The sequence below is a fragment of the Gimesia fumaroli genome, assembly GCF_007754425.1.
Lineage (GTDB): Bacteria > Planctomycetota > Planctomycetia > Planctomycetales > Planctomycetaceae > Gimesia > Gimesia fumaroli.
This window is the reverse complement of record NZ_CP037452.1, coordinates 4,364,484-4,387,600: the sequence shown is the minus strand read 5'-3', so window position 1 is coordinate 4,387,600 and position 23,117 is coordinate 4,364,484. Positions and strand designations below refer to the sequence as shown.

The following is a 23,117-nucleotide window of genomic DNA, read 5'->3' as shown; positions in this document are numbered from 1 at the left end:
TTACAGCGTTTAATTCAGCGAATCTTTTATGCTAGCCTATGTATACATGTGATATTAGTCTTGTTTGTTGTTATGGTAGAGGCTTGAAGTCTTCAAAATTCTCTGTCATGCTCATGTCCTATTTTGCTTAAGTTCTCAGAAACAACATTTCTAATAGCGGGAGGTTGAAATCAATGCTGCGGAAAATTATTCCAGGATTATTGTCTCTATTTGTGCTTGTCAGTATGTCGGGAGTACAGGCTGAGGAGAAAACGCAGTCGGGGAAACAGGGAGCCGCTGAGCTCAATACGACGATTCCTGTGAAAATGGACTATCTGATTTATTTGCCGGAGGATTACGATCAAAAAGAAAAGTGGCCTTTGGTGTTATTTCTGCATGGCGCGGGAGAACGAGGCGACAATCTGGATCTGGTCACCGTGCACGGTCCGCCGAAATTAGTGAAAAACGGGAAGCAGTTTCCATTTATCGTTGTATCGCCGCAGTGTCCCAAGGATCAACTCTGGCAACCAGTCGAATTAACGGCACTACTCAATGATGTTGAGAAGAAATACCGCGTGGATAAAGACCGGATCTATGTAACCGGGTTAAGTATGGGGGGGTTTGGGACTTGGTCTTTGGCCGCCTATACTCCTTACCGGTTTGCTGCCCTGGTTCCGATTTGTGGTGGGGGAGAAAAATTCTGGGTTAAAAAAATCAAGCATGTTCCCATCTGGGTATTCCACGGCGCAAAAGATGGCGCTGTGCCATTGGAACGGTCCCAGGTATTGGTAGACGTCTTGAAGAAAGCGAATGCGGATGTCTCTTTCACGATTTATCCGGAAGCAGGACATGATTCGTGGACAGAGACGTATAGCAATCCGAAAGTTTACGAATGGTTGTTACAGCAGAAGCGAAAGCCTGAAGCAGAAGTGAAAGCAGCAGAGAAAAAAGCGGAAGCAGCTCGTAAAGCAAAACGAGCCGCCGCCAAAAAGAAGTCGTAACCACAGAACGATGTTATTGCACCAGACCTTTGGTCAATTCCATGAATGCCGTTTCGAGGTTGATTTCCTCTTCACGGAATAAATTCAGCTGGAATCCTTCGTTAATCAACAGTGAGGGGATGAAGGTGTAGTCTTTAACATCATTTTTTAACGTGACCAGCATGACATTCTTCTGGATTTCAATATTTGAAACCAGATCATGCGATTCCAGCAGGGCAGCGGCTTTTTCTGTATTTTCGCTCACGCCAACATAGAGCAGAATCCGCTGTCTTGCTTTTTTCATGACTTCGTCGACGTTATCGTCCACAATCAGATTACCTTTTTCGATCATTCCGACGCGCGTACAGACGTCCGCCAGTTCAGGAAGAATGTGGCTGGAGACGATCACGGTTTTCTTAAGTTCTCCCAGGCGTTTGAGCAGGTTACGAATTTCGATTCGCGCACGCGGGTCGAGACCACTGGCTGGTTCATCCAGCAAGAGAACCTGAGGCTCGTGCAGCAGAACCCTTGCCAGACCGATGCGTTGCGTCTGGCCGCGCGAGAGCTGGTTGACCATCGCATCTCGTTTAAAGGTCATGTCGACCAGTTCCAGTTTTTCTTCACAAACTTTGCGGCGTTGCGGTCCTTTGATCCGATAGGCGGATGCAAAAAATTCGAGATATTCCAGTACGGTCATATCATCATAAACGCCAAAGAAGTCCGGCATGAATCCGACGAGTCGTCGAATTTCTTCGGGATGCGTGTAGATCGATTTTCCACAAACGTATGCTTCACCGTAATCCGGGCTGAGCAATGTGGCAATCATCCGCATGGTGGTTGTTTTGCCTGAGCCGTTAGGGCCGATAAACCCAAAGACATCGCCTTCGCCCAGATTCAGATTGATATTGTTGACAGCGATCAAATCGCCATATCGTTTGGTTAAATTGCGTGTTTCAATCACTCTTTATCGCTCCCGGAAGGTGTTTCCTTCTGATCTTTCGGCTGATCGTCCTCGTCTTTCAACGAAGGTAATTCATATTGAATGTCTGTTGATTTTTTGACGGGGATGACCACTCTGATGTAAGTGCTCTGCTGCTCCTGATCGAGTTGTTGATCATCAAGCTGCACCTGACTGAGTGGAGTGTCCATTCTGGCAAACAATACGGCTCTTCCCAAACGCAATTGTTCAGAGAGATCAAGTTGCTCTGCTGAGAGGTTGGTGAGCCGAGTGTATCCAAACCCACCTGACATATCATAGTAGGTCAGCATTTTCAGGATTTCGTATGTGTCTTTGGAGAAGGGGTCGTAGTCGGTCTGCACGGTGATCACTGTCGCATTATTCTGTCCTTTTTGTTCTATGCGACGCGAGACGGCCCGGGTCAGGTAGCCTTTGATGTTCCGTGATTCCACGCGAGGCCCGGAAATATTCCAGGTTTGACCGGGGATGATGAAAGAATCTTCTAGTTGTTCCGGATTGACAATCGGAATATAGACCCGGTTTCCATAAGCAATCACCCACTCTTTCAGGGGGCTCGAAAACTGATGTGTCATGCTTCCCGAGAGTTGGCCTAAACTGTTTCCTGTCAGGCGAGATTCAAGTAAGCCCGGTTCCTGGCGCGACCAGTCGGCTCTGAGGCTTTTGGTCCCCCATTTTAAGATGGGCAGGTTTGTGATGGAGTGTGATTCTTCAGACAACTGGTAGGCGGGGCCTGTAATTGTTCCTTCGGCGGACCGATACATGCCTGCAAATGTTGTTTCAGGTAAGCCATTCCAAGAGAGATGTGTCGGAAAGTATTCGACAGGAGTCTGTTTTCCGGGAGCAGTCGAATTGACATTGACCTGATAGCGACGCATTTCGGGGCTGTATAAATTCAGGTAAAAACGCCCTCGCAGTTGTCCGGAGGAAGCATCGTAGTCAACGAGATTGAGCTGAGTGGACTGCAGTCTGTTGCCATTATCAGTCTGCGCCGATGTGATACCCCAGACGGCTGCCAAGGTGACTAAAACCGGGAACGTAATCCATGTGATATGAGGTTTTTTCAAAATGCGATGCACCAGAAAATAATCAAGCGGCCCTACCAGCAGAAGATAAAACAAAACCAGGCCCATCACCCACCAATGGGAGGGCCTTTTCACTTCCGGGAAATTCTGCTGAGAATGGAAAACCTGCGTCTCCATTTCAGAAATCCCGGTTTTTGAAATTCGTTTTCCCAGAGTGTCATTCTTTTGGTTACTGGAAACAGGCTGCCTGGATCTGCTGGCGAGTTTCTGGCAGAGGTTGCTCAAGCCTTCCCAGTTGACAAGCGGGCTGGTATTCAAATCCAGAGCAAGGAATGTGACAACACCCAGTCCAAACGGAACCCGAACCAGCAGTGGGCCATCCAGAGACGTTGCCAGAACCTCTCCGGAATTGGAATCGATTTCAATGCGGGCTGCAGTGGCGACTCCACGAATTCGAGAACGCACGGCTGCAAATAATTCCAGGCTACTTAATTCGCGAACGCGATTCTTACCGGTGACTTTGACCGGGACCCATTTCGCAAATTCACTGTTCTGATAGGCTTCCACGTTGTCTCCAACGCAGACCACAAGGTGGCCTCCGTTCGCGACCCAGTTTTGGATGGCCTGGTTTTCTTTGGTGCTGACCGAAGAGCTTGAATCGACGATTAATGTGTCAAGAGAGTCGTATCCATATGCGGCTTCAGGCAGGGCCGAGGTATTTGAAAGCAATGTTGTGAACTGATTCTGGCTTTTATCAAATGCGTTTGGTGCCTCTGTTGATACTGGATCAAACCCGGAGATAGAACCGATTATGGCCCAGAGTTCTGCGGACTGCTCTAATCCGATTGCCGTGAATTGACTTGAAGACGATTGGGGAGAATACGAGATCTCACGGAGCACCTCTTTTGTTTTCGCATCCTGCAAACGAATTTTCAGGGGGCTGTCGAGTAAACCGGTTTTGAATTGTGAATAGAGTTGGTAGTCTCCCTGCCTGGGGAGCGAGTAGACTTTTGAGGGAACTTCGGTCGGATTGCCATCAGGGGAGAGTGCAACTACTGAGAGTTGCAGTTCCTGTGGCTCATTCGTTATTAATTCAACAACGACCGGGACCCAGCGACCTACCTTGTAGAGGCCGTCAAACCCCACATGAATCTGTTTGACTTCAAATGGTTGTGTGTCTTCTGCTGCAAAAGATGGCTGGCTGACATTGAGCACAATCAGAAGCAATAAGAAGATCGTATTGAATTGGATTAAAAGAGATGATTTCATGCGTTTCTTTTCTGATTCCATTTTATTGAAACATAAATTCAGGAATCAGTTTTTGATAGTGATGGTGTGCTTTGTATTCGAAATGAACTCGAATAGCAGCGATAGAATGAAAACAAATATATAATCTCTTATTATGTCTTGAGCAGAGACCAGTCTCAATGCATTGCCTTTACAAATAAGGGGTTTCCACAGATTAACCTGTTCTTCATTCAGTCTGTACCCGTCAGATCGGTCAGCAGAGATCCAAATTTCTCCAATGCGATTTCCGGAATGGTGTGAGGACCCATAAATTCGGAGAAATCGACTGCGAATTGGTTTTGTTCCAACATGTCTTTAAGCCAGATTGCCCCTTCAAAAGGAAGAATAGGGTCCTGTTTGCCGTGGCTTTGCTGAATGGGAAACTTTTCGGTTTTTTCTGCCATCGATGTCCATCTTTGTTCACATAGCAGAGTTCCCGACCAGATGACCAGTGCCGCCGGTGGTTGAGGCAGGTTTAAGGCGACTTCAGTAGAAATCATCGAACCTTGCGAGAAACCGGCCAGCACAATCTGGGAGAAGGGTAATCCGGATTCTGTATGCAGTGCATCAACAAATTCCCGGAACTTTTCAGCCGCTTCCAGTAAGCCATCGGGGGTTTTGTTTCTCTGGTCCCGGATATTTCCCGATGCAATCGCGGCGTTCAACTCTGCCACGTCCAACATCCACCAGGCGCGGCCGCCGGGAATTCCCATTTCAAGTAAGGAGAGAGGTGCCGCTGGAAACACAAAGCGAATCTGTTCTGCGAGGGCAGGAGTTCTTCTCAGTATTTCAGGCCCGAACGGGACCAGATCATCTCCCGGTGCACCGAATCCATGGCTGACAATGGAAATGATTTTCGGGGATTGTCCCGGGGGAAGTTCATCGTAAATCTGGCAGGTGAGCGGGCCAATTGTTTGCGTTGTTAGAGGCATGAAATCTTGAATCTTCCGAAGTATTTGTGAGGACTTTGTTTAAGGTTAATTTGTACTTTAAAGGGGTATTGTGTCGAGCCAAGAGATATTTGGCAATCGAGTGGACTGAATTACGATTCAAGTTTACATGCAATTCCACATCAAATTGATCCGATTGTCATCGAAATCGCACCAGATTGTTTTTGTTCGATTCTCCTTTGGTAATTTTGTGACAAAGAATCTTAGGCAGTAAGTTCTTTGTTGGAAGTCCTTTATCGGTGCCTGATCAGAGATGTTGCATTTCAGGAACATGCTTTGCCTTAGTTGGGAGTCATGCTATCGAGGGTTTGATCAAAGACGAGGCACAAATCTTGTGCTGATTTTGTCCACAGGAAGGGAGAATGTGATGTTTCAGCGATACATTAATTGGGCAGCCATAGCGGTGCTACTGGGGTTTGTCGTCATACAGGATCGTTCTCTGTATGCCCAACAGGTTATCAATCCTGAGTCGGTTGGCGGGAAACTGAATCGTGACTCCTTTACTCTGTGTCGTGAGATCCGTACAAAGTTTCGTGGAATCAGAGGGCAACGTACTCTGTTTCACAAGGCCTATCAGATTCATGAAATGGCGGACACGATTCAACGGATGATTGTTTTGAACGCGCCGGTTCAAGGCATGGATCAGGCATTAGACGATTTACGCATGCTGGTTGACGATCTGGATCAATCCCTTCAGTCAGGCCGATTGCCAGTTCTGCGTGATCCTGTAATCGAGCCAACGGGACCGAATGGATATGTCTTTTATGGAGGGAATGGTTACCCACAGCCCTGTTTTCAATACCAGGGATTTCCTTATCGAATGGTTCCCGAGCAAAGTCTGAGTAGACTGAACCAGACTCTAAAGGAGATGAAAGGTTCGATTGGGCTGCTACAGGCCCGGTATGCGCCTCTTTCGCGGATTGGACCGGAACGAAGGTTGTTTCCGAAGCCCCGACCGGGACTGCCTTCTGAAGTGGGAAGAGAACAACCATCAACGCCACTTCGTCAGCCTGAAGAACTTCAGTCCGAGAATGATTCCCGTTGGAAGCCTTCGCGAAAGGAGCCTTCGGTGTTTCCGCCAGCGATTCCTCCCAATCGTTCCGTTCCTTCACAGCAGGGGCCTGAATTTCTGCCGCCGTCCCCCTCGGCGGGGTGATTGTGCTTGATGAATTCGAGATGAAGAACCAGCAACGCTTGTGTTTTTCCAAATGATATATCAGACTACCTTCGAGTTTCGAATGGTTATGGATCATGTTGCTGGAAGGATACTCATGCTGGATTTTGATGCGGAAGAAGTAACGGCGTACCTGCATCAGCACATTCCAGTCACACGGGCCATGCAGATCCAAGTGTTGCCAGAGTCGAAGGATGCTTTGAAGCTGAGTGCCAAACTGGGCCCCAATCTGAATCATCAGGAAACCGCCTTTGGAGGCAGCATTGCCAGCCTGGGAATTCTGGCGGGTTGGACTTTGATTCACCTGCGACTGCGATCAGACGGCTGCCGCTATAAAATTGTGATTCAGAAAAGTGAGATGGAATTTCTCAAGCCGATTGAATCTGACTTTCTTGGCGAATGCCCTTTTCCGGACGGCCAGATCTGGGAGCAATTTTATTCCGGCTTACAACGCAAAGGACGCGCCCGGGTTGAATTGCAATCGCGCGTCACGAGAGACGATGAAGTGGCCGCCGTCATCAAAGGGACCTTCGTGGCGAAGCGATTGGAATCAGCTTGAGGTCATAGGTTAAGACTGTTCCGGCTTGTCTAGCGTATCTGCTGAACCAGGATTTAGATTTAATGTTGTCTGTTCGAGAGTTTTATCTCCGTAAAACAGATGCACGTCTCTCTGAGGAAATGCGATTTCAATTCCTGCTTTGTTAAATTCTTCATGGATAGTGGTATGCAGTTCATGGATCACCAAAAGCCGATTTTCAAGATCTGGTAGATACGCTCGAATTGTTAAATCGAGTGTGCTATCTCCAAAGGATTCGAATGTAATACTGGGGATGGGGTCTGACAGAACCCGTTTATGATTGGTAATGATTTTCATTGCCAGATCAGTCGCCTGGTTCGTGTCGGTGCCGTAGGCAACTCCTACGGTGATGGTGATGCGGTTGACAGAATCGGTCAGAGTCCAGTTCAGCAGTTTACCCGTAATAAATTCCCGGTTGGGGACGATGTATTCTTTGCGGTCCCAGTTGGTGATTGTGGTGGCACGCATTCGAATTCGTGATACGACGCCGGTGATTTCATCGACAGTGATGATATCGCCGACTCGAATCGGTCGTTCGATCAGCAGGATCAGGCCGGATACAAAGTTGGCGAAGATTTCCTGCAGACCAAAGGCCAGACCAAAAGTCAATGCGGTTGCCAGCCATTGCAGTTTTGTCCAACCCAGGCCGAGTGTTGAAAAGACAATGAAAATTCCAATCAGCGCAATCACATAGCGGGCAAGGCTGGTGATGGCATATTTCACCGGTGCATCCAGGGGGAGTCGTTGCAGTACAACGAATTCCAGAAAGCCCGGGATATTACGCGTCGCGATCACAGCAAAGATGGCTAGGATAATAGCGACTACGACATCCAGATAGGTGACGGGTTCTAGTTTTTCGATCACTTTCGTGGTCAGATTCCCATTATCGTCCGTACTTTCTTCTACGGTCTCAGTTGTGGTGAGCCAGATCCGATTTTCAAATGTATCCAGTCGATTAAAGGCAGGTAGCGTATCTCCCCAGATCCAGATGATTCCAATCAGCAGGATCACACTCATTGAAGCGTTGATCAGTTTTTTGATCTGAGAAGAAATCTTTGTCAGGTCAGCGGGGTTTTCCTCCTCAATAGTGATGCCTGTAATTCCTGCGATCTTCGCTTCTGTACTTGGATCCTGAGCCTCTTTACGGAGCGTCTGCAATCGTTCTTGATTCTGCTTATAGCTGAGTTGGCGATGGTGAATTAAAATCCAGCGGAGCAGTAATGCTCTGAATATAATGACGACGAGAAATAACCAGAGCGTGATAAAGATCAGATGAAACAGGCTCATCGCCGTAAAATAGAAGCCGATGATGGATAATAGAATGAGTGCGCAGGGAATGACGAGTGTCGAGAAATAGATGATAAATTTGAAGCGGTCGTACCAGACTTCCTGATTGTAGTTCAGGATGGACTGAAAGAGGCCGGAACGGGGGTGAAAGACCCGGCGGGCAAAGATAGTATAGACCACCAGTAGAGCAGCAAAGAAGAGGCGTTCCAGAAAGTCCTGGTTTCGATCAATTTCTTTCCCGTGCAATAAAAGTGTGACAAACAGGAGTGGGATTGAGAATGGAATAACCCAGCGAATATTTCTGCGGACATAGGAAACCGTCTGTTTATACCAGCCGAAATGCGATTCGCCGAGACCTAAAGGCCGACAGATTTGTCGAATGAGTTCCCAGAAAAATAGCAGCCAGCCTACTTGGCGCAAACTGTAGTCCACGGCTTTGACAAAAATCGGTGCGTTGGAATTGCTGCCGATTCTCCAGGCGAGGAACCAGATGAAGCCCGGCCAGACAATGGCGATAAACAGTGTGAGAAAAGCGACGCGTGCGGTAATCGCAAATTTGCGGAAGTTACTGCGGATGATTTCTTTGTTAATGATTCGAAGTTGCTGTCGCACATTATACGCCAGATAAATCAGGCTGAGGAAACAGAAAAAGGCGGTTCCATATATGATCGGATTCTTGACAACATCCTGCTGGATGGCCTGGAACAGTTGTTTCCAGTGGGTGGGAGACAGCAGCCATTTAAGCGAACCGGGAATTTGTTTGAACTCGGACGCTGAAATCGGGGAAGAACTTCTGATCCAGAAGATTCGCTCCTGGATATAATCTGAGTAAGTGCCAGTTTGCTTGACCAGCGCTTGTTCTTCGATTTGCAAATTGAGTAATTTATCAAAGTAATTTTTATTGCTTTTTATCAGCGTATCCAAGTATTCTTTCTGCTTCTCCAGTGTTTCTTCGACGATATTCTCAAGGTTGATTTCCTCTTCTTTCGTTAATCTTCTTTTGCTGTCCTGGATGATTTCTGCTGTTTTTGCTTCGGCAGTAGGAAAGTCTGCCCATGCTTCTTCCAGTTCAAATTTTTGCAACTGGACTTCATGAATAATTTGACTACGACTTTCAATATTCTGTTCACGAGTTTCGATATCGGGGAGGGTTGCCTGCTGGTTTCGGAGTAATAAACCAATGGGTCCTGTAAGGCCGATTGATTTTTCTTTCGCTTTTGTTTGAGTGAACTGCTTTTTGAGATCTTCCAGTACCTTAGTGGTTTGTGATAAATTTTGATCGACCGACTCGATTTTAGTGTTAAGGGCCTGGATCTCTTCAGCGTACTTCTGGTTCTTTTCGGCCAGAGGTTGCAAAAGTGGGTTTGTAGCGAACACTTTGGCTCTGGCTTCCTCGACTCGCATCTGGGATTCAATCGCCCGTCTGCTCTTGATCTGTTCTTTTAAGGCGTCGATGTTATCTTGTTGTTGTTTGACGAGCAGCTTTAAATAATCCTGTTTGATTCGAGGGAATCCAACCGTTTCCTCTGCGTCATAGGAACTGAGTTCGTTTTTTAAAGCCGGCTTTTCCGTTTTGAGAAGATTCAGTCGTGTTTCGAGTTCCTGTTTTCTGGCATCGCCCACGACAGCTGGCTCGTCTGCCGGACCGGGTACGGCTAATTGTTTTTGAATTTCGTTCAGCTTTTCATCAATCTCACTGGCGCGCTTTAAGGCATCCTTTTGACGATTGGGGCGACGTGCCATTTCCGCATCCCATTTCGCCAGCTCTTGTTTTGCTTCTTCCAATAAAGGCTCTGCTTGAACAAGATCCTGCTCGAGCTGGGGCAGGTTTGTGATACGCTTGTAGGAAGGGGCCGGTTTCCTGCTCAAACTTTCAATTTTGGTTTTGAGATCACTCAGCCTCTGCATCGCATTTTGGGTATTGGTTGCAAATTCGATCGTGGCTTTCTGGAAATCGTCTGATTTTTTCAGATTGGCCAGTGCTTGGTTATAAAGCTCAGTGGCTTTTTTCTGATTCTCCTCGGTCAGGTCTTTAATATCTTTGACCTGTTCGATTCGCTTTTGAATCTCCTCGGCGGTGATTAAAGGGGCATCTTTGGATGAGCTGGTATTCGCTGGCTGAGGAGGTGTCTTGGAGGGAGGCTGAGCCTGTAATTCCAGAGACGAAAACCAGGACAGAGCAATGACCAGGAGTAGAGATGTTTTTATATACTGACGACGATGAGTCATACGGAATTAACTTTTGTGAAGAATAGAGTGGTAATCAAATGCAGGTAAGCGCTGTTTCTGCGAGCGTCAGTTTAGTTGGTCGGGGCTCGATTCAGCAAGGTGTGATGCCTGCTCCCTTTGTGAAAATGCGCATTGGAGTGCAATCTTTTTCTGGTTTCGGAGCTTCATGTTTATAAAACGTACATTCGCTGCTCAGGGGTAAGCAGAGATCTCGCTTTCAGAGTCAAATCATCTATGGGTTCCAAGACAACCGTGATTGATGAGAATTGCGGCCCCATGTCTTTGGTATGCATAAGTCGATATAACATAAGATCAGAAATAAAAGAAAATCGATCAGTGAATGGGAGCCTTTCTGTCAGTGTTCAGATGGATCCTATGGCGAAACCGAATCTCAATTAAGGTTTGAGACATCGTGTCTTGTCTGAATAAGTAGAAAGGTCTTGAAAAGAAAAGACTTGACATATTCCAGGTAGGGGACAAATAATACTACTAGAGTTGTGTAGCGGCAGCTCCCCACCTTGTGACGAGCATCCTATAATTCCTCAATTTGGTATGGTATCAGTGCAAATTCATTCTTCTTTCATTGAATATGAAACACAACTGCATTGGACAACACGATGTTTAATTCGTGTCTGTCTGCTACTGTCGTTGTGGAATTTGCCTTTTCCGTGGCTCCATAACCATGATGTGAATCCTGTGGTCGCGAATAACAGCGCATGGTTGCCTTCCCATCTGGATCAATACCATACGAGCCTGGTGCAGACTCAAGCTTCCGAACAAGGCTGGCATCTGCATTTCGTGTATCTGGGGGAAGATCAGAGTAATGATCCCCTCAAAAAACGGTTTCCCGCTCAGCACTATTTCATTATCGGCGAGTCTTCCCAGTCATTGCCTGTTTGTGAATCTACACAAACTGACATTGTGCAGCAGATGTTGGAACCTGCCAGCCTGAATCGTGCTACTACGCTTTCGCACAAAGAGCTGCCCGTTCCTCAGAACCAAGCTGAGACCGGGCATTTCCTGCAGGCTTCTCAAAGCCAGTCACTTCACAATTTAATCAGCGTTTCTCTCTGCTGATTTCGATTCTCCCTGAAAGAACGTCGTTTATCTTTACAACCGGAGTTATGCGCCGATCAAGATTCGTTGATCGAAACACGGCATGATTCCTCTCTCAATTTCCGTTATTGCGGGAGAATATTACTATGAAATCACGCGTCTTTTTAATACTGACCATTATGGTGTCAGTCGTCGGAATTGGATTTCTCTGGCCTTATCTACAGGACATGATAAGCGATAATCAGCCGGCCGAAACTGATGTTACAGCAGGTACTGATGAATCCGAACAGGATTCGGCACAAATTGAACTCACTGATGAGAAGATCAAGGCGGTTCAATTCACATTTTCACAAGTTAAACGACAGTCGATGAATCAGGTTCGCGTTGTCCCAGGACGACTGCAGTACGATGATCGGAAACATGTCTCAATCAAAGCCCCTACAGAAGGAGTAATGGTTGATGTCCAGGTCAAGCCAGGCGATGCTGTAAAAACAGGACAGGTCCTTGCTGTGTTAAACAGTCCCGAGATTGGAACAGCTCGTGCCGATTTACTCCAGAAAACGGCAGAGTATGAACTGGTCCGCAATCAGTATGACTGGAAATTATTGATCCAGAATAATGTCCAAAAACTGGTTGATGCACTGTTGAGCCAGCGTACGATGGAGTCGGTCGAAAAAGAGTTTACGGATGCCAAACTGGGCAATTATCGTTCGCAGTTATTACCCGCTTATTCGCAATATCTGCTGGCTTTGACGATCGATAAGAAGTCGGCCCCATTGGCTAAGTCAGGTGCTATTTCTCTACAGACAAAACAGATGCGAGAAGCGGACGTCCAGGAATCCCGGGCGGGTCTGAAGGCGTTATGCGAGCAATCAATTTATGATGTTCGCCTGGAGCGAGATCAGATGCTGGCGAAACTCAACGATGCCGAACACCGGATGACTATCAGTCGGCAGCATCTGGAGTCGTTGATCGGATCGGGAATTGATTTGAATAGCGATGATATGAAGGCGGCAGAAAAACTGTCGCGATTGGAAATCATTGCCCCCTTTGCCGGGACGATTGAAGAGCGGACCTTCAGTCAGTCAGAACGAGTCAATCGTTCGGATTCTTTATTTACATTGGCGCAAACCGATACGCTGTGGGTGGCAGCTGATATTCGCGAATCTGACTGGGGCGCTGTTTCGTTAAACGGGGGGCAGGAACTGAGGGTCAAGGTCAACGCGTTTCCCGATCAGACATTTACGGCACGTTTGCATTATCTGGGACGCAAAGTTTCTCCTACGACGAACTCGGTTCCTTTGATTGCCGAGATCAAGAATCCGGGTGGAGTTTTAAGGCCAGGCATGTTTGCCCAGGTCATGATTCCAGGAAAAGAGAAGCCAAATGTGATTGCAGTACCTGCGAAGGCAGTACTGGATGATGCAGCCCAGGAGTTTGTCTTTATTAAAGATTCCGATCGGTTGTTTCGTCGCGTTGATATTCAATCAGGACTGAAAACCGAAGACTGGATCGAAGTTGAGCGCGGTCTCGCCGGCGGAGAACAGGTTGTTGAGGACGGGGCGTTTACCCTCAAATCCGAGCTGTTGCTGGAACGAGAAGAGTAGTTTCTCTGCGATCACGTTTCACCTGTTTTTTCTGCTTTCTGCTGGAGTTATTCTGATGCTGTCTCATTTAATTGAATTTTCACTGGCGAACCGATTCATTGTCCTGGTGCTGACATTACTCATGGCGGCTGGAGGACTCTACTCGGCCCTGCATTTGCCCATTGATGCGGTACCTGATATGACGAACGTGCAGGTTCAGGTCGTCACCGATGCCGGCTTTCTTTCCCCAGTGGAAGTAGAGCGCTATGTCACCTATCCCGTTGAAACATCAATGGGCGGTCTGCCTAAGGTGGAAGAAGTTCGTAGCGTTTCCAAATTTGGGATTTCGGTTGTCACGATTGTGTTCGAAGAAGGAACTGACCTTTACTGGGCACGACAGCTTGTGACTGAACGTATTACCGTTGCTGCCGCCGATATTCCACCCGGTTATGGGACGCCTCAACTAGGCCCATTAGCGACAGCGCTCGGGGAAATTCTGCAATTTGAAGTTCGCGGTGAAGATTATACACCGATGCAACTCCGTACGATGCTGGAGTGGGAAATTGCGCCCAAAATGCGCGAAGTTCTGGGCGTGACGGAAATTAATACGCACGGCGGTTTTTATAAAACGTTCGAAATACAGCCCAATCCGGATCGACTCAACAGCTATGGCATTTCATTGGAAGAGCTCTTCAAACGAATTGAGAATAATAATTCGATTGCCGGGGGAGGTTATGTTGTTCATAACCACGAGCAACGTTTTATTCGTGGTCAGGCACTGCTAAAGAACAAAACCGATATCGAAAACATTGTAGTACGCCACGATCCCAACAGCACACCCATTCTGGTGCGTGATGTGGCCAATGTGGAAATTGCTCCCATGACGCGGCAGGGGGCCGTGACCCGCGACGGAAGAGGAGAAGCTGTTACCGGCCTGGTGATGATGCTCATTGGAGAGAATTCGCGGGAAGTGGTCGCTGATTCCAAAGCGCGGTTGGCAGAAATTCAAAAAACGCTCCCGGAAGGAGTGACTCTGGAGATTACCTATGATCGTTCGTCTCTGATCAGCCGTACGCTTCGAACCGTGCTGACGAATCTGGTTGAAGGTGGTATTTTGGTGGTCGTGGTGTTGCTGGTCATGCTGGGTAGCTTTCGCGCAGGGCTGATCGTGGCACTGGCGATTCCTTTATCCATGTTGTTTGCGACGAACTTAATGGCGGCAACCGGCATTACCGCCAGCTTGATGAGCCTGGGGGCAATCGATTTCGGATTGATCGTGGATAGTTCCGTGATTATGGTGGAAAACTGTATTCGACGGCTCTCGATGAATAAAGAGGGGAAGCCATATCTGTCAGTCATACGTGACGCAGCAATTGAAGTTCGTAAACCAACGATGTTTGGTGAATTAATCATTGCTGTAGTGTATCTACCCATTCTGGCACTGCAGGGAACCGAAGGAAAACTGTTCCGCCCGATGGCATTAACGGTATTATTTGCTCTGGCAGGTTCGCTGGTGCTCTCTCTTACGCTGATGCCAGCACTCGCATCGCTGTCGTTGCCGAAAAAGATGACTGAGAAAGAAATCTGGTTGATTCGCTGGGTGAAGTGGATCTACCGACCCCTGGTTACCTGGACGATACGACGTCCCTGGTTAACGGTATGTGCGGCCTTACTGGTGTTTCTAATCAGTCTTCCTGTCGGCAGAAATCTGGGCGCCGAGTTCATGCCTCGACTGGAAGAAGGGGATTTGCTGGTGGAAGCAGTGCGTCTGCCGAGTGCGACGATTGAAGGCTCGGTGGAAATGTCGACGCAGATAGAGGAAGTGTTGATCAAGTATCCCGAAGTCAAAACCGTATTTTGTAAAACCGGACGGCCTGAGATCGCCAATGATGTGATGGGCGTGCATCAGACTGATGTCTGGGTCATTTTGAAGCCTCAGAAAGAATGGCCAGAGCAGAAAACACGAGATGAGTTAATTGAGCAGATGTCTGAGGAGTTGAATCGCAGTGTTCCTGGGGTGGCGTTTGGGTTCACACAGCCGATTGAGATGCGCGTGGATGAACTCGTCGCCGGTGTGAAAGCCGATGTGGCCGTTTTGTTGTACGGCGACGATTTAGCCATGCTCAGTTCTAAGGGTAAGGAAATCGAACGGGTTCTGAAAAAAGTACCAGGAGCCGTGGATGTGAAGGCGGACATTCAGTCCAGTTTGCCGACGATTCGGATTGAGCCGAAATGGGATGTGTTGGCGCGTTATGGAATGGATGCCAAAAATGTGATGGATGTCGTTTCATCGTTGGGGGGACATCAGGTCGGCCTGATCTTTGAAGGCCGCGCTCGTTTTCCGATCATTGTTCGCATTCCGCAAAAATGGCGCGAGAAAATCAATTTGTTGGAACAGTTGCCGGTTTCTAATCCGATGGGAGCCCCTGTTCCTTTGAGAGAACTGGCGGAGATCAGTTTTGAAGAGACGCCTCCTTCGGTGGAACACGAATCGAATCGTCGACGGACCTTTATTCAAGCCAATGTCAGAGAGCGGGATGTGGCCAGTTTCGTCGCCGATGCCCAAAAAGTGGTTCAAGAGCAGATCAATCTACCTGAAGGATATGAAATTCGCTGGGGCGGCGATTTTGAAAATCTGCAGTCAGCCAGCAAGCGACTGGTGATTATCACACCGATTGTTCTGTTGTTGATCTTCCTTCTGCTGCACACGACTTTTCGGTCAGTACGTCTGGCGTTATTGATCTTTCTGGCGGTTCCGATGGCGGCATCAGGGGGGATTTTTGCCCTGGCACTACGCGATATGCCTTTCAGTATTTCAGCGGGAGTAGGATTCATTGCGTTATTTGGTGTGGCTGTTTTGAATGGTCTGGTCTGGGTAAGTGCGGCTGAGAATCTGCGCGTGAAAGATCGAGTACCCGTCCAGGATGCAACGTTCCAGGCAGCGATGGCGCGATTACGGCCTGTGTTGATGACGGCGATGGTGGCCAGTCTCGGATTTTTGCCGATGGCACTCTCCCAAAGCGATGGGGCCGAAATGCAACGTCCGCTCGCTAGTGTCGTTATTGGTGGTTTGATTACTTCCACCTTATTGACCTCCCTGGTGGTTCCCGCCATTTATCCCTGGTTTGCTCCTAAATTGATTGAAACAGTCGGTGATGAGACAGGAATTTCTGGCTGAAAACGTAGGGACCTTCACACACCAGAGTTCACATTCTTAACGACACTAAATAAGGATAACCCTGTAAATGTATAAGATCTAAAAGACTCTGAAAAATTCCGGCTCCAAGCAGTGGTCTATTGGGCAGTATTGCAATGTGTGTAGTTGTGGGTTTGTTCATTTTTTAAAGGAGGTGTTTAACTGCAAAAAGTGGTTCTGGTTCCTCGGAATGATCGAAAACAGAGCTCAATATATAAAAATAACCTAGGTTTCATGAAATCGTATTGCACTCACAGGTTTTAAAGCGAGCATTATGAAACCGATTTTTGAATCGAATGAATCCCTCAATCAAGAGAGAGACGCGGAAAATTTAGTCCATTTTTCGTGGCCGTTGATCCCATTAATGGGAATCGTGATCGTCATTGTCTTTGGCATCTTTGTTCTGGTCTACGAACTGAAGCACGTTGCACTCACACGTCATGTGATTCACGGTGATGTTGCGCGTCAGGCTTTGTCCGGAAAAGTAGCAATCGATGTTTTACAGTGCCGGCGTTTTGAGAAGGACGTATTCCTGAACATAAGACAGCCGGGTCAATTTGATTCGTACCTGAAGAGATGGCGCAGCGCCTGGAATAAACTTTCGATTGATACCGATTTTCTCAGCAGACAGATTGGGAATGAAGAAGAAACGCGTTTGCATAAACTGCTGAACGATTCTGTGGAACAATACCGCTTACAGTTTTTGGCTGTGGTGGCACAAATAGAGTCTGGGAAGATCGATTCGCCTGAGCAGGCGAATCTGGCGATGGCACCTTTCAAAGACGAGATGCGAGAGCTGATCAGATCATCGTCTCGACTAGCCGTTGATAGTGCCACACACGTGACGAAGAGTGGTAGCGAACTTGTCTGGCGTGGGGCCGTCAGCGTGGCGGTTGTCTTTTTCATGACTGTTGCTCCAGGTGTGATTCTCCTGGTTTTATTCAGAAAATATAATCTGCGGCTGATGACGGCCAATGACCAGCTTCAGACTTATAATGCGGAACTAAAACAAAGCGAAGAGCAGGAAAAAGAGGCCCGTGATCAGGCTGTTCAGGCCAAAGTTGAAATTGAGCAGGCGTTATCAAAAATTGAGTCACAGCGTAAAGAACTGGAACAGAGCGAACTGCAATTTCGAACTCTTGTAAACAATATTCCGGGAGTCACTTTCCGCTCACATGTGGATGAAGATCGAACATTGGAATTTATCAGTGTGACCGTTGAAGAACTCGTAGGATTCCCGGCTAAAGATCTGGTTCACAATGCTGTCCGGACCTTTGCCAGTATCATTCATCCTGAAGATGTCTCTAAGGTCCATGCTGCGGTGCGCGTTGCCGCTGAAGGACAAAAATCGTTTCAAGTCGGATACCGGGTTGTGCGGGCAGACGGGCAGATTCGATTTGTCTGGGAACAGGGACAGGTTTCCGCTGACAGCAAGAATGGCGTGATGGTGGATGGTGTCGTGTTTGACGTCACCGAACGCAAAAAAGCCGAGATTGAATTACGCAAAAGCAAGGAAGTCTTTGAGCGTGCCTCACTGCTGGATAAATTAACGGGTCTGCCGAACCGCGCGCTGTTCCATGATCGCTTGAGCCAGGTAATCCAGAAATCTCGGAGAGAGTTGAATTCCAATTATGCAGTGATCTTTCTGGATTTTGACCGATTTAAAATGGTCAATGACAGTATGGGACACGATGTAGGAGATATGTTACTCGTCGAGATCGGCACGCGATTACGAAATCAATTGCGTTGTACCGATTCGATCAGTCGACAAGTCGCAGGGCATACTGCGGGAAGACTCGGCGGAGACGAATTCATTATTCTATTGGATGGAATCAGAAATACAGAGGAAGTGGTTACGGTAGCCGAACGTCTGTTGATTGATTTTGCCCGTCCATACAACTTGAAAAATCACGAAGTCTATTCGACGGCCAGCATGGGCATTGTGATCGGAAATAAACATTACAAACGAGCGGAAGATGTGATTCGTGATGCCGATACCGCGATGTATGAAGCGAAGCGGATGGGGAAAAGTCGCTATGTAATTTTTGACGATTCGATGCGCAAACGTGTGATGCGAGAAATGATGTTGGAAAATGATCTCCGAAAGGCGATCGAATATAATCAACTGGCATTGTTTTATCAGCCGATTGTCTCACTGGATAGTGGGGCGGTATGTAGTGTCGAAGCATTGATTCGCTGGAATCATCCCCAGCATGGAATCATCAGTCCTGGTGAGTTTATTCCGATTGCCGAAGACTCTCAGCAGATCATCGAGTTGGGAGAATGGGTCTTGAGAGAAGGCTGCCGGCAATATGCCGACTGGGCAGAGCGTCTGGAATATAAGACACCGTCGATGATCAGCATTAATCTCTCGCGGAAACAATTCGCCTGCCCGCTTTTAGTTCATACCGTTCAACGGACATTAGAAGAGTTTAATGTCGCCCCCAAGCATATTCAGTTGGAAGTCACCGAAGATGCTTTCGCTTCTGATATCAAATCTGCCATTCAGGCAATGAAAGATATCAAGGAGATCGGGGTGAAGCTGGCTATTGATGATTTTGGTATCGGACGCTCTTCGTTTGCGTCGTTGAACCAGTTCCCCGTGGATACTCTAAAAATTGATCGCTCATTGATTGCAGAAGTCAAACGGACCAAAGGTATGGCGGCGATGATCAATTCACTCGTTGTGCTATCAGAAAATCTGGGTATCATGCTGATTCCGGAAGGGATTGAAGAAGAGAGTCAGGTTGTTGCCCTGCAAAAGCTGGGATGCCATTTGGGACAAGGGTATTATTTTGGACGTCCAATGCCAGCTGAAAAATTAGAAGAGTATCTGCTGAAGCAGCCGAGTGCCTGTTTCAACTCCATTCCACAAATGGCATAAGCCAATTTCTTGGGCCGTTTAAGGGGCATTGACTTCCGATACGGAGAGCGGACAGGTAGTCTCTGCTTTATGCGGGGACTCGAAGGAATTCGCTAAATAACGGAGGATCGCCAGATCTCCTGATATCAATTGACACCGATGCGACTGTTCGTTACTCTGGTGGGACGCGTTATGTATATGTGACGTAGTCCTGTTCTGAAGGGGAGCGAATGAAAACAGCCACGACGAGTGTTCCTGCGCTGGAGCGGGGGCTGGATGTTCTGGAAGCGTTGAGTCAGGTCTCGGAAGGTTTGGGCATCAGTGAGCTGGCATCACGGCTGTCGCTGAATAAAAATTCGGTCTTTCGAATTACGCATACGCTGACTGATCGTCAGTATCTGGAACGTGACCCACTGACCAAGCGCTTTCGCTTATCGACCAAATTCCTGGCATTAGGGCTGCCTCAGGTAGGCGATGTGAGTCTGGTCGAAGAAGCCCTGCCTTTGATGCGGGAACTGCGTGATGAGACACGCGAAACCATCCAATTGGGAATTCGCGTTGGCGATGAAGGCGTGATCATCGAACAGGTGAGCGGTCTGCATCCGCTGAGAATTGCCGTCGATGTGGGGCTCCGCTTTCCCTTGCATAATAACGCACCGGGCAAGGTACTACTGGCATTTCAGGACCCTCAAGATGTTGAAACGACAATTGAGCGGATTCCCTTAACAGCGGATACGCCACGTACGATTTCTGACCCCGATGCATTGAAAACAGAATGCGAGCAAATTCGTGTTCGCGGTTACTCGACAGATTATGCCGAAGCCGATGAAGGCATTCACTGTATTGCTTCCCCCATTCTGGATCGGGAAGAAAAGTTGCTTGCCGTAGTCTGGGTTTCGGCTCCGTCGAAACGCATGCCTAAGAGTCTGTTTGCCAATGTGGGAAAACAGATCTTACAGTGTGCGGAAGAGATTGCCGGGAGGCTCAACCGATGAATGGACTTCGTGCCGTTTTACTTTTATTGATCGTCTTACTGCCAGTCGATCTTGTCTGTGCAGATGAGAACGCTTTCTTTCGTGATTCTGTTGAGCCCCTGCTGAAGAAACATTGTTTTGAATGCCATTCTCATTCAGCAGGCGTCATGGAAGGAGAGTTGACTCTGGACTGGCAGAGTGGGTGGAAGAAGGGGGGAAGCCGGGGAGCCGCGATTGTCCCCGGTGATCCAGCTGGAAGTCTGCTGATCAAAGCGGTACGACATAGTGATCCCGATTTAAAAATGCCCGATGAAAAGCTGCCTGAAAAGGAAATCGCGATTCTTGTTGAGTGGGTAAAAAAGGGGGCACACGATCCTCGAACCGCAAAACCAGTCGTTGATCTCGCGAGTGCCACCGATTGGTGGTCGCTCAAACCGCTGGTCCGTCCCACTGTTCCCGGCGATGGGACAGGGAATCCCATAGATGCGTTTATTCACGCGCGTCTAAAACAAGAAGGTTTAACTCCCTCACCCGAAGCAGATCAACGCACGTTGATTCGTCGCTTGATGTATGATTTACACGGACTGCATCCCACTTATGAAGAAGTAGCGGCGTTCATGGCCGATCAAAGGCCAAACGCTTATGAAAATCTGTTAGAGCGGCTGTTGAAATCGCCGAGGTACGGTGAGCGCTGGGCGCGGCACTGGCTCGATACCGTGCATTATGCTGACACGCATGGGTTTGAGCATGATGTCTTTCGTCCCCATGCCTGGCGGTATCGAGACTATGTGATCGATCGATTGAATCGGGATATTCCCTGGGCACAATTTATTCGAGAGCAACTGGCGGCTGACCACTTCTTTCCGAAGTCTTCCCAATTGACGGTCGCGCTGGGGTTCCTCGGGGCGGGGCCCTATGATTCCAGTGCCGCCGCGACGGCTCCCAAATCGTTTGAATACCTGGATCGCGACGACCTGGTAACACAGACGATGGGGGCCTTCACGAGTACCACTGCTAATTGCGCCCGCTGTCATACGCATAAGTTTGATCCGATTACACAGGCCGACTATTTCTCGCTACAGGCGGTGTTTGCCGGGATTGGCAAAGGAGATGTCCCGTATGATGCCGATCAGGCAGTCGCAGACCAGCGCGCACATTGGCAGTCGGTTAAAGTTGCCGCACAGCAGAAGAATGCAGGTCTGCTTTTAAAGCCGGACAATCTGAAGCTGGTCGCAGAATGGGAACAATCGCGTGGTCCGAAACCGCATTGGTTGACTTTAGAACCGGACGTCTTTGTTTCGACGAATGGCGCGACACTGAAACGCCAACCTGATGCCTCTGTGCTTTCGACAGGGCAACCTCCTGATCAGGAAACGATTGTTGTGACCGCGAGTACCACGCTCTCGACGATCACTGCAGTTCGACTGGATCTACTGACCGATGATTCATTACCGCACAAAGGACCGGGGCGGGCACACAACGGGAACCTGCATCTGAGTGAATTCGAACTGCGTCTCTTTCTCCCCCATGCCGAGGAAGGGCAAGTAGTGCCGATTCGTCAGGCGACGGCCGACTTCAATCAGGCAGGCTGGACCATCCAGCATGCCCTCGATGGAAATCCGAAAACCGCCTGGGGTATTTATCCGAGTGTGGGAGTTGGTCACTATGCCGTATTTGAATTAAAAACTCCGCTCAGTCTTGAGCCGGGTTCTCGTCTGGCGGTGACCTTGAAGCAGATCCATGGTGGCGCGCATATTATCGGTCGATTCAAGTTGACCGCGACCGATGCACCCAAGTTGAATGTCATCGCTTTACCGGCAGAGGTCGAAACGGTGCTGACTGTGCCAGTAGAACAGCGAACGCCTGAGCAACAGACGTTGCTGGCGGCTACTGTGTTGGAGCATCGTGCCGATCAGGAACTGGAAAAACTTCCTCCGAAAGTTCATGTCTACGCGGCTGCTTCTGCCGCGGCGAATGCACCGGGAACGGCGACGTTTCCTCAACTTCGCGAAATCCGAATCTTATCACGCGGTGATCTTGAAAAACCCCGCGAGGTGGTTGGGCCCGGCGCATTAACGGCGTTATCACCTTTACCGGGACGATTTGATTTGCCGCCCGGTCATCCCGAGTCGGCACGTCGCGCAGCACTCGCTGACTGGCTTGCTGATCCAAAGAATCCACTCACCTGGCGGAGCATTACGAATCGCGTCTGGCATTATCATTTTGGTAAAGGCTTGTGTGATACGCCGAACGATTTTGGACGCATGGGGGGCACGCCGTCCCATCCTGAATTACTTGACTGGCTGGCGTGCGAATTGCGAGACCATAACGGTTCGCTCAAGCACCTGCATCGCCTGATCTGTAACAGCAATACGTATCAGCAGTCATCAGCCTATCAACCGCAGTTGGTCAAACTTGATCCGGAGAATCGTCTGTTGGCCCGCATGTCCAGGCAGCGGCTGGATGCCGGGACTTTCAGAGATGCTGTCTTACAGGCTAGCGGGAAACTCGATTTTACAATGGGCGGACCGGGAGTCGAATATTTTACGAAAACGCCCGGTCCCCAGGCGACACCGGTGCTGCACTATGACAAGTTCGATCTCGACAGTCCGGGCGCCTATCGGCGGAGTATTTATCGCGTCGTCTGGCGCGGGATTGCTGACCCGCTGATGGATGCGCTGGATTTTCCGGATCTCGGATTGCTGGCTCCCGTGCGCGGGTTTTCTGCGTCCCCTCTGCAGTCGCTGGTGTTGTTCAACAATCGATTTGTCTTGCATCATGCACAGAAAATGGCGGAACGGGCAGAGAAGTCTGCCGACAGTGTATCTGATCAGGTGAAGCATATCGTATTGTGGACGTGGCTGCGCGAGCCGACACCTGATGAGTTGAAATCAATGACGAAGTTAGCAAACGAGCATGGTTTGGCGACGGTCTGTCGTCTGGTATTAAACAGCAATGAATTTCTTTTTGTTGAGTAA

General features: G+C 48.6%; 13 protein-coding genes. 9 read left to right on the top strand and 4 right to left on the bottom strand.

Annotated features, from left to right (window positions below):
- The first annotated feature begins 173 nt into the window (after positions 1 to 173).
- Positions 174 to 980, top strand: coding sequence for a carboxylesterase family protein (locus tag Enr17x_RS16510; protein WP_145310586.1), 807 nt, complete (start codon positions 174 to 176; stop codon positions 978 to 980).
- A gap of 13 nt (positions 981 to 993) precedes the next feature.
- On the opposite strand, the gene Enr17x_RS16505 is transcribed toward Enr17x_RS16510, so the two are convergent.
- The 3 genes from Enr17x_RS16505 to Enr17x_RS16495 all read right to left on the bottom strand — a co-directional run bounded on the left by Enr17x_RS16505 (position 994) and on the right by Enr17x_RS16495 (position 5,179).
- Positions 994 to 1,920, bottom strand: a complete 927-nt coding sequence (locus tag Enr17x_RS16505; protein WP_145310584.1) for an ABC transporter ATP-binding protein — start codon at positions 1,918 to 1,920, stop codon at positions 994 to 996.
- Positions 1,917 to 4,229, bottom strand: coding sequence for a hypothetical protein (locus Enr17x_RS16500; protein WP_145310582.1), 2,313 nt, complete (start codon positions 4,227 to 4,229; stop codon positions 1,917 to 1,919). The genes Enr17x_RS16505 and Enr17x_RS16500 overlap by 4 nt, the downstream gene beginning before the upstream one ends.
- A gap of 209 nt (positions 4,230 to 4,438) precedes the next feature.
- Entirely contained in the window at positions 4,439 to 5,179 is a 741-nt protein-coding gene (locus Enr17x_RS16495) for an alpha/beta hydrolase (RefSeq protein ID WP_145310580.1), read from the bottom strand.
- A gap of 385 nt (positions 5,180 to 5,564) precedes the next feature.
- Between Enr17x_RS16495 and Enr17x_RS16490 the strand changes: the two genes are divergently transcribed.
- Both Enr17x_RS16490 and Enr17x_RS16485 read left to right on the top strand, forming a co-directional pair.
- Positions 5,565 to 6,353, top strand: coding sequence for a hypothetical protein (locus Enr17x_RS16490; protein WP_145310578.1), 789 nt, complete (start codon positions 5,565 to 5,567; stop codon positions 6,351 to 6,353).
- 115 nt (positions 6,354 to 6,468) lie between these two features.
- Positions 6,469 to 6,930, top strand: a complete 462-nt coding sequence (locus Enr17x_RS16485) for a YiiD C-terminal domain-containing protein (RefSeq protein WP_198000620.1) — start codon at positions 6,469 to 6,471, stop codon at positions 6,928 to 6,930.
- A 9-nt stretch (positions 6,931 to 6,939) separates the two neighbouring features.
- On the opposite strand, the gene Enr17x_RS16480 is transcribed toward Enr17x_RS16485, so the two are convergent.
- On the bottom strand, positions 6,940 to 10,464 hold the full coding sequence (locus tag Enr17x_RS16480) for a mechanosensitive ion channel domain-containing protein (protein WP_145310574.1): 3,525 nt from the start codon (positions 10,462 to 10,464) through the stop codon (positions 6,940 to 6,942).
- A 561-nt stretch (positions 10,465 to 11,025) separates the two neighbouring features.
- Between Enr17x_RS16480 and Enr17x_RS16475 the strand changes: the two genes are divergently transcribed.
- From Enr17x_RS16475 to Enr17x_RS16450, 6 genes are all read left to right on the top strand, one after another.
- Complete coding sequence (locus Enr17x_RS16475) at positions 11,026 to 11,541, top strand: hypothetical protein (RefSeq protein WP_145310572.1); 516 nt, start codon at positions 11,026 to 11,028, stop codon at positions 11,539 to 11,541.
- Between the two features lie 125 nt (positions 11,542 to 11,666).
- Positions 11,667 to 13,127 (top strand): efflux RND transporter periplasmic adaptor subunit, encoded by a 1,461-nt coding sequence (locus Enr17x_RS16470; protein WP_145310570.1) that lies wholly within the window; start codon positions 11,667 to 11,669, stop codon positions 13,125 to 13,127.
- 55 nt (positions 13,128 to 13,182) lie between these two features.
- Positions 13,183 to 16,284, top strand: a complete 3,102-nt coding sequence (locus Enr17x_RS16465; RefSeq protein ID WP_145310568.1) for an efflux RND transporter permease subunit — start codon at positions 13,183 to 13,185, stop codon at positions 16,282 to 16,284.
- Between the two features lie 292 nt (positions 16,285 to 16,576).
- Positions 16,577 to 19,186 (top strand): EAL domain-containing protein, encoded by a 2,610-nt coding sequence (locus Enr17x_RS16460; protein WP_145310566.1) that lies wholly within the window; start codon positions 16,577 to 16,579, stop codon positions 19,184 to 19,186.
- A 209-nt stretch (positions 19,187 to 19,395) separates the two neighbouring features.
- Entirely contained in the window at positions 19,396 to 20,160 is a 765-nt protein-coding gene (locus Enr17x_RS16455; protein ID WP_145310564.1) for an IclR family transcriptional regulator, read from the top strand.
- The gene (locus tag Enr17x_RS16450; protein ID WP_145310561.1) at positions 20,157 to 23,117 is read left to right on the top strand and encodes a PSD1 and planctomycete cytochrome C domain-containing protein; all 2,961 of its coding nucleotides are present in this window, start codon (positions 20,157 to 20,159) and stop codon (positions 23,115 to 23,117) included. The genes Enr17x_RS16455 and Enr17x_RS16450 overlap by 4 nt, the downstream gene beginning before the upstream one ends.